Genomic DNA, 7859 nt, shown 5'->3' on the forward strand with positions numbered 1-7859 from the left:
TGAAGGTCGCAGCTTGAAGATCACCAAACGTGTGGTGTCGGTGGCCGTATGTAGCTTGCCGTCCATGTCTGCATTGACGTACGAGGTGAAGGACCCCCGAAGCCCGGTGGCCATCTGGCTGCGGACCACCTTCCCGGAACACCGGGAGATCCAGTCGCAGTTCCGCGCTGGGGCCGGCCCGCAGCAGGTGCTGATGCCGGCCGGCGTCGCGCCTGGCACGCAGGGGGCGGCGATCGACTTCTGGCTTCGGATGCTCGTCGACCCGGCTCCATCCATCGCGCTTCCCCTGGTCGGGCTGATGAGCGGGCGCGCACCGTGCCTGCGCGCCGGCAAGGACCTGCTTCGCGAACTCTCTGCCGGTGACGCTCCGCGCCGTACAGCCGACCGTGGCGTGGAGCTCCACGCGCATCCGGCCAAACTCGCTGACCGCGGTGACCACTGGTGGGCGCGAGCGTGCTACGGCCTAGCATTGCTGGTCGAGCTGTACCGGGCGGCGGCAGTCGATCAGTCCCGGCTGATGCGCCTGAACCAAGCGAGCAGTGCCGCGGACCTGCTAGAACTCGCCACCGAAGCCGAGGTCGCCGACCTCATTGCGATGCGTGATCTCGCCGCCGATCAGCTCCTGCCCCGACTACCTGAAGGCCCCGTCGCCACAGGAATGACGTTCGACGGCAGCCGTGACCTGAACGCCGACGCCGACCTCATCGCCGGCGGAATGCTGGTCGACTTCAAGGCCGGGCAAGGCGGTAAGCCCCGCGCGGACGGCAGCCGGATCGCGTCGCTCGCCCGCACCGACCTAGACCAACTGATCGGCTACGCCCTCATGGACTACTCCAACCGGTACGCCCTCGACACCGTCGCGGTGTACGCCGTCCGATTCGGCTACCTCGCAGCGTGGCCGATCGCCGAACTGGCCGAGCAAATGTCCGGCCGCCAGCACGACCTCGCGCGGCTGCGAGCCGACTTCGCCCACGTCCTGGTCCAACGGAGGGCGTGAGGCGCTGCCGAAACCACCCGCAACCCGCAGCAGCGGTGCCAGCGAAGCTGCGGACCACTCCACAAGATCGCAACCCGGTGTGGCGGAGGAACGCACCACGCCCGTCAGTGGCCGGCAACGTTCCGGCCACTGACGGCGTTCCCGCAGGTCACAGGCGGAAGAGGTAACGCGAGCTCGGCGAACACAGCGCGAGATGCCGCTCGCACGACGACCACCGCCCTGCTGGCCAGCATTAGGCTCGAAAAGCGACCTCTGGTATCAGCCGCTCCGCCCTGGGGTGCCATCAACGTCGGCCTGCGCCGCGCCTACCGGCCGTAAACACGGTCCCGCTGGACGTCGCTGGCACCCGCGCGGCGAGGCGGGCGGCCGGCGGCACCGTGCCAGCGGCGACCACCGGAGCGTCCTGCTGCCCATCACGGACGAGTCTGACTCAAGCCGTCGCCGTGGTCACGTCTGTGGGCGCCTGCCACTGGACTGACGTGTGCGCGGCCGGGCAGACAGCGCTTCAGTTCCGCCCGCAACGCGGGTGATGCAGATGGGCAGTGTCGCGAGTGCGTGAATGATTCGGATGCGCTCCTTGGGGGTCGCATCGCGGAGGGCGCGAAGTGCGATTACAAGAAAGCAAGCGCTGGGAATTGACACAGTAGCGAGCGCGACAAGCATGATTGTGAGCACGGCGAAGCCGATCCAATTCTGGATTCCGTGACGCTCAACTCACGGGGGCGGCGGGGCACGCTCGAGCACTGGCGGCCATCGTAGCAGAGTCCGTCGAGGTACACGCCGAGCCGAGGTGACCTGCTAACTCCCCGCAGGGGACGTCCCCGGAATCGCCACCCCTGGCGGGAGCACAACCACGACCCCTCCGCCGTCGTCGAGTGTGTACGGATAGCGATCGACCGTCGAGTTGTCCTCCACGCCGCCACCAAGGCGACTCTTCGACTTTATCGCAGGAATATGGACGGATCCGGCTTGCCGGGGGACGCCGAGCACTGCGGCGGTGTAAGCCACGGCTAGGACGGGCACGCTGTACCTCCGGCGGCATCGGCAATGCACGGGTTGGAACAGCGGCAGACCCGAGGAATAGAACTGAAACGAATGCTTGGCACCGGTCCATTCGGATACCCGTAGCGCTCCGGTCGACTTGTCGTACTCCACCCTGGTCACCGAGCCCGGCTCAACGAGTCGGCCCCCAGTTTCGGCGAGGACTTCGTCTGCGATCTTGGAGGCTTGGGTCTGGATCTCCTCGTCGTACTCTTCAGGTGCAAAGAGGTCCAGGTGCCAGGACTCTACCTCGATCCGGCTAGTGCGTCTTGAGAGCCGTGAGCCTGCGCACCACAACCAGACGCCATCGGGTAAGCGAGCACACAACGCCAACACGCTTCCGTCACGTAGACACCTGGTGTGCGCGATATGTTCTGCTTTTCGGCCCCTGCTGCGGAGGTACTCGCTAACCTCCCGCCGCCGCTGGTCGCTCACTTGTAGATACTGCACTGACGGTGCCACTCCCAACTTACGATCAATGCTTCGTGGTGCCCGTCGCCCTCTCGAGGACTAGACAACAGCCTGGCTTCGTGCCCGTAGCGACGAAAGAGATCATTTAAGAAGTCTGTAAGCAGCGGCCGGTCCTCCTCACCGACAACCGCCGCAGCACCCCGACGATCTGCCAGCTCGCCGCGACCCTGAGCGCTGCCTGCAAGTCGCCAACGGCAACCTCGAACGCGCGGTGACAATACTGCGAGCGGTCGCCCCCGGCCCGGTCCACACCGGCGATCCCTCTCAAACCGGCTGGCGCACAATCGGGATGTGCACCAGACTAGCGGCTGTGCGCTGGGTCTAACCGGTGACGGCCGGGCGTAGCATTGGTAGGCTCGTCGCGACGCCGGCGCTGCAACTTGGCCAGCTCGGCCTCAACCTGCTCCGCGCTTGGTATGGCGCCGAGCCTCCTGCACCAGTTCCGACGGGTGGCCGATCTGAGCGGATCCGGGCTGCGCTCGGGCCGCGCTGGTTCGCTTGTGCCCCTCGCGCGGCCAGCAGCGAACCGTCGCCCGGCGACGGCCTTCTGCGCCGCTGCCGATGGGGCCTCTAGACGAACCCCGGCCGCCGAGCACTTGTCTGTTCGCAGGTCGCACCAGATTCATGCGGAGCCAACGCATTTATCCCTCCAAGGAGGACTGCCCCGATGACCAATGACCAAGTCACAGATCGTGGGGGAGCCCGACCACAGCGGCACCACAGCCTGCGTACTCCAGCCGCCAACTATTGGGCGTACTCCGACATTGGCCGCTTGCGTTGGCTATCCGTGCATGGCCGGATCATGGGCTACCGGCGCGCGGCAGAGCTGCTGTACGACTCCATGTTGAGCAGCATGGACATCGCCGTCCTCGATACCGTCGTCTTCCCGTATGCGATGTGCTGGCGGCACTTCGTGGAACTCCAACTGAAGTCGCTCCTAGCCCAGTTGAAGCGGGTTTCGGTACGCAACCCAGCGCGACGGGAGCTACACGCTCGCGAACATCGATCAGATCAACCTGACCGCGTTTCATGAGGCGATGCGCGGCGTCGCCAGCTACCTCAGTGGCGCCGAGACTGGGCTGGAGCACTACCTGTCGGTCCAGGAGGATATGGACTCGTATTACGCCGCAGAGTTCGGAGACGCTTGGGAGAGCTCCGGATAACCAGGCGCTCAACACTTCAGAGGGCCCGGTTGGCAGACCAGTGCCTGCGTACGTGATTGATCAGCCGGCGGCAGAACGGGCGGCCTCGGCCTTGACCCGCCCCGGCCAGCGGCCTATCGCAGGTCGTCAACGGTCTGTTCCGTCACAGGCGGTGCCTCACGGCGGCGGTGGTCGGGTTCGCGCGCCGGCCGGCGCCGCCGGTGCGTTGGATGCGCGCGCTGGTCTCGCGGTTCGCGGGGCCCGCCCAGACTTCCGGCGGCACCTGCGCGGGTGGTTGGTCAACCGGCGGTGTGACTAGCTGGCTAGGCGCGCTGGGTCGGCGCAGACCGCCACCGCGTGCCGGCCAGGTCGACTCCGGCGGTAAGCGCGCCCGCACGACAGCGCCCGAGCCGGCAGCGCCGCCGGCCTACGTGCGGCCCGGGTTGGTGCCGGGCCACGGCGTGGCACGCTCAGATCGCCTGCGTCGACAAACGCATCTGCTCTAGGCGGAGACGCGCACGCACGTTGCCTGAAATGGGATATAGCGCCTACGCTGCTGCGATGAGCGAGACGCGCGACCCGCGGTCGCGACGGCTGCCTGATGGGTTCTGTGAGCAGCACGATCTGACAAACGGCGACCGGGTCTACCTCGGTACCAACGTACTGACCGGTCTTGTGGATGGCGTGGAAGAGTTCGCCGCTCGGCGGCACCCGCGCCTGGTGGCCCGGCGAGCCACGATCGCCATGATCGGGACCGCGATGTGGATGGACGACGCGGACCTCCAAGGCGCCATCTCCAAGCTCGGCGCTGCGTGCATCGTGATCTCGAAACAAGTGCCGGGCGCGGCGAAGCTGGCTAGCCTGAAAGCCCTCAACCACCAGATCCCCGGCATGCCTGCCGCCTGCTTTCAGGAGCTGACCGAACTTGCCCCGAAGGTCAACGGGCTTCCGGACGTTGTAGGGCCCTACTCACCAGGGCCTGATGTGACGATTCCCGCGGTTCGGTCCTTCGGCTTCCGTAAGAAGGGCACGGTGCTCGCACCGATCGTGCACGCGAAGATCGCGATCCTGGGTGAGCTGTGGTGGCACGACGAGGGACCGACTGGACACGTCGAAGACGTCGTCGGCTTCACCCCGATCCGGTTGTGGCGAGGCTCAGCCAACTTCACCCGGTCCTCGCGGCTGAGCATGGAAGAAGGGCGCTGGACGGAGGCGCCGGACGAGGTGGAGCTGTACACGAGGTATGTCGCCCGGCTGATGGGTGCATCCGAAGATCTTGACGCGATCTCGGACGACTTCAATCCGGACTTGGTCGAGATGGAGTACGACGATGCGGCCATGGTGGAGGCTCTTGGCGACTGGCCGACCGACGAGGAAAACTAGCGCCCACCCAACATGGGTCTTTATGGGACGGAACGTCGCTTCACCGAAGCGCCGCGACCTGCATCCGTTCGTAGCCAGCACCCGCGTTGGCGAGGCGCCATGACGCGCGCTCCCGGGGAGCAGATGACCTTTGCGGGACGCCTGCCAGAATCACACGATGGTTGACGACGCGGGTGTAGCGACGCTGCGCGAGATCGTACTCAGGGCCGCCTGCGCCATCGCCGGCGGAAGCACCCATGCGAAGCTCGACGAGGACTTGGTTGCGGCTGGGCTGCCGCAGTCAGCAGGTGGCGAGACCAAGGCCAAGCGTGGTGCGAGCAGCGCCGCGGCGGTCCCGGACGAACGGCTCCGGGAGGTCGCCGTCGGCTTGGTGGAACAGAACCTCGGCCTCCACATGATCGACCGCATGACGGTCCAGGACCTCGTGTGGGCCGACGAGCACCCACCCACGATCCCGAAGCGCACACGTCGCGACATCGCCCGGGCCCTGCCGGGCGGCATCCTGGTCGATCACGCCCAGCCATTCCACACCCTGCTCGGCAAGCTGTTCGATCTCAGCCGCGGCGCGATCTACTTCGGTATCGAGGACACCAGCCTCAGCGGACAGATCGACCGGCACTTCTACCGCAACGACGACTGGACCGTCGAACAACTCTTCGACGAACTCGGCGCGATCGACCATGCCTCTGACCGAAGATTTGCCCTCTTCCTCGAAGGCATGGTGTCCGGCGACACCGTGCCGGATGAAGACTCCCAACGCCAACTGGTCGACGCGATCAACCCGCAACTCGCCGGTATCCGGCTCGAGCTTCGGGAGACCGGCAACACCGACGGGTACCCGACCTTCCACCTAGTGGCCACCGGCACCAGGGCTGGTAGGCCCAAGCAGCTCATCTTCGGCTCCTCGCGGAAGCCAGATCTGCGGCTCATCGACGCCATCGACAGCGACGTCGAGGTAGTGGATCCCACAGGCGAAGTGCTCTACTACGACCGGCCCATCGGCCCTTCCGGCCTCCGCTGGCGCGACCTACAAGACTGGTGGTCGGAGACCCGCCAGATCAAGAACGATCATCAGGCCAAGCGCGAGCTGTACCAACGGCTGGGCGGCAGCGTGCCGAAGACCTCTCCGCAACAGCTGCTCCTGTTCAAGCTCTACCACGACATCTACCGTGCCGCGCTCCCGGACCTTCCCGCGCTCCTGCCAGAGGTCTGGCGCCACTGGGACCCGAAGACGGTGAAGGCCCGTGGCAAGAATGCGCTGGTGCAGTTCCGCATGGATCTGCTGCTGCTGGCGCCGGCCGGCGTCCGAGTCGTGCTCGAGGTCGACGGCCAGACGCACTACGCGAGCGAACGCGAGACCAAGGATGGCCAGCGGCGCTGGCTCCCGGATGGTGATCGGTACGCGCACACCGCAGCCACCAGCCGGGACCTCACCCTCGCCGGCTACGAGGTCTACCGGTTTGGAACGAGCGAACTCCGTGACCGCGACCAAGCGCGTCCCCTGGTCACCACCTTCTTCAACAGCCTGTTCCGCAGGCATGGCCTGGTCGTGCCGACGGGAACGCAGGGTGCCCGCGGGCCCGTCCTGGGACCTTCGTCGTAGACGTCGTTGCAACATTGGTGCCGTAAACGGGCAGCCTCGCCGCCCAGTCGGCGCAGTAGATGACCAGGGCAGCCGGTGAGCCTACCCGTCTGTCGTACCGCCCCTGCACACTCAACAGCTATGTGGAACATGCCCAGCAGCCCGCTGGACGGCAGCGACGGATTCCTCATGCCGCCCGGCGCCAGCGTCGTCGGCCGTGATGGCGACTCCTACCAAATGCGGGTGACCGTGCCTAGTGACGAGCACGGCTTCTTCGGCCGGCAGTGCCCCAGCTGCCGGCAGATCTTCCGTGTCGACGGTGACGACTACGAGGCCCTGCCCGATGACCTTCAGCTGTGGTGCGTGTACTGCGGGCACCACGACGACCACAGCGAGTTCGTCACCCAACAGCAACTCGACCGAGCCACCCGCGCGGCCCAAGATCTTGGGATGCAGATAGTCGGGCAGGCGATCGACAGGGTCTTCGGCGGAATCTCGTCGTCGCGGAGCTCGTACCGCCGACCGGGATTCGGCATCGAGATCAGCTACCGCTCGGAACCGTTCTACCCGGAGCCGCTTCCCGGCATCGACGAGGAGAAGCTCATCCGGATCCGCACCTGCGCGGACTGCTCACTACGGTACGCAGTGTTCGGGGAGCACCGATTCTGCCCTGCTTGCGGCCAGCTGCCCGCGATGGTCGTTGCGCTGGATGCACTCGGCGCTGAGGTCGCGAGGTTAGACGGCCTGGCACAGCTGCCCGCGGAGACCGCGGCCAGCCTGCGGGAGCGGGGGGTCTTCACCCGCCTGTGGGTCGACACCCTGGAGAACCTGGTCGGAGTCGTGGAAACCCTCGGTGCGGCCGTGTTCCGCGCCGTGGTCGCCGACGCCGATCAGCGTCTCAAGGGGAAAGGGAACGTCTTTCAGCGGCTGAACGACACCGCCGCTCTGTTCGTCGAGGCCGGGTATCCAGACCTACGTATGGTGGTCGGTTCGGAGCGATGGCAACGGATGCTGGAATTCTGGGCAACGCGGCACGTGTTCACCCACAACGACGGGCGGGTCGACGCCAAGTTCCTCGTGAAGGTTCCCGGCAGCACCGCTGTCATAGGTCGGCGTCTCACCATCAGCGAGAACCTCTGCCGCCAAGCCATCACCGACACCGAAGCCCTCTGCCGTGACCTAGGGAGCGTCTTATGGATCAGTGGGTCGTTGGGTGGGCATGGCTGCTCGTCGGTGGGTCTCT

The 7859-nt window shown here is 66.2% G+C and carries 4 protein-coding genes; all 4 read left to right on the plus strand.

Going from position 1 to position 7859, the window contains the following annotated elements:
• Positions 1–13 precede the first annotated feature (13 nt).
• Positions 14–997: a hypothetical protein gene (locus tag IEY94_RS10130; RefSeq protein WP_229783483.1), complete on the plus strand. Its 984-nt coding sequence runs from the start codon at positions 14–16 to the stop codon at positions 995–997.
• A 3215-nt stretch (positions 998–4212) separates the two neighbouring features.
• A complete protein-coding gene (locus IEY94_RS10135) occupies positions 4213–5034 on the plus strand; it encodes a hypothetical protein (protein WP_189169811.1) in 822 nt (273 codons plus the stop codon).
• A 157-nt stretch (positions 5035–5191) separates the two neighbouring features.
• Positions 5192–6637: an AbiJ-related protein gene (locus IEY94_RS10140; RefSeq protein ID WP_189169812.1), complete on the plus strand. Its 1446-nt coding sequence runs from the start codon at positions 5192–5194 to the stop codon at positions 6635–6637.
• A gap of 120 nt (positions 6638–6757) precedes the next feature.
• The coding region (locus tag IEY94_RS10145; protein ID WP_189169813.1) for a hypothetical protein at positions 6758–7859 on the plus strand (1102 nt) is incomplete at its 3' end.

The organism is Pilimelia anulata (assembly GCF_014647895.1).
Classification (GTDB): domain Bacteria; phylum Actinomycetota; class Actinomycetes; order Mycobacteriales; family Micromonosporaceae; genus Pilimelia; species Pilimelia anulata.

Bases quoted from the DNA above. Each gene is read 5' to 3' on its own strand.
- IEY94_RS10135 (WP_189169811.1), top strand. From the start codon at position 4,213: ATGAGCGAGACGCGCGACCCGCGGTCGCGACGGCTGCCTGATGGGTTC.
- IEY94_RS10140 (WP_189169812.1), top strand. From the start codon at position 5,192: ATGGTTGACGACGCGGGTGTAGCGACGCTGCGCGAGATCGTACTCAGG.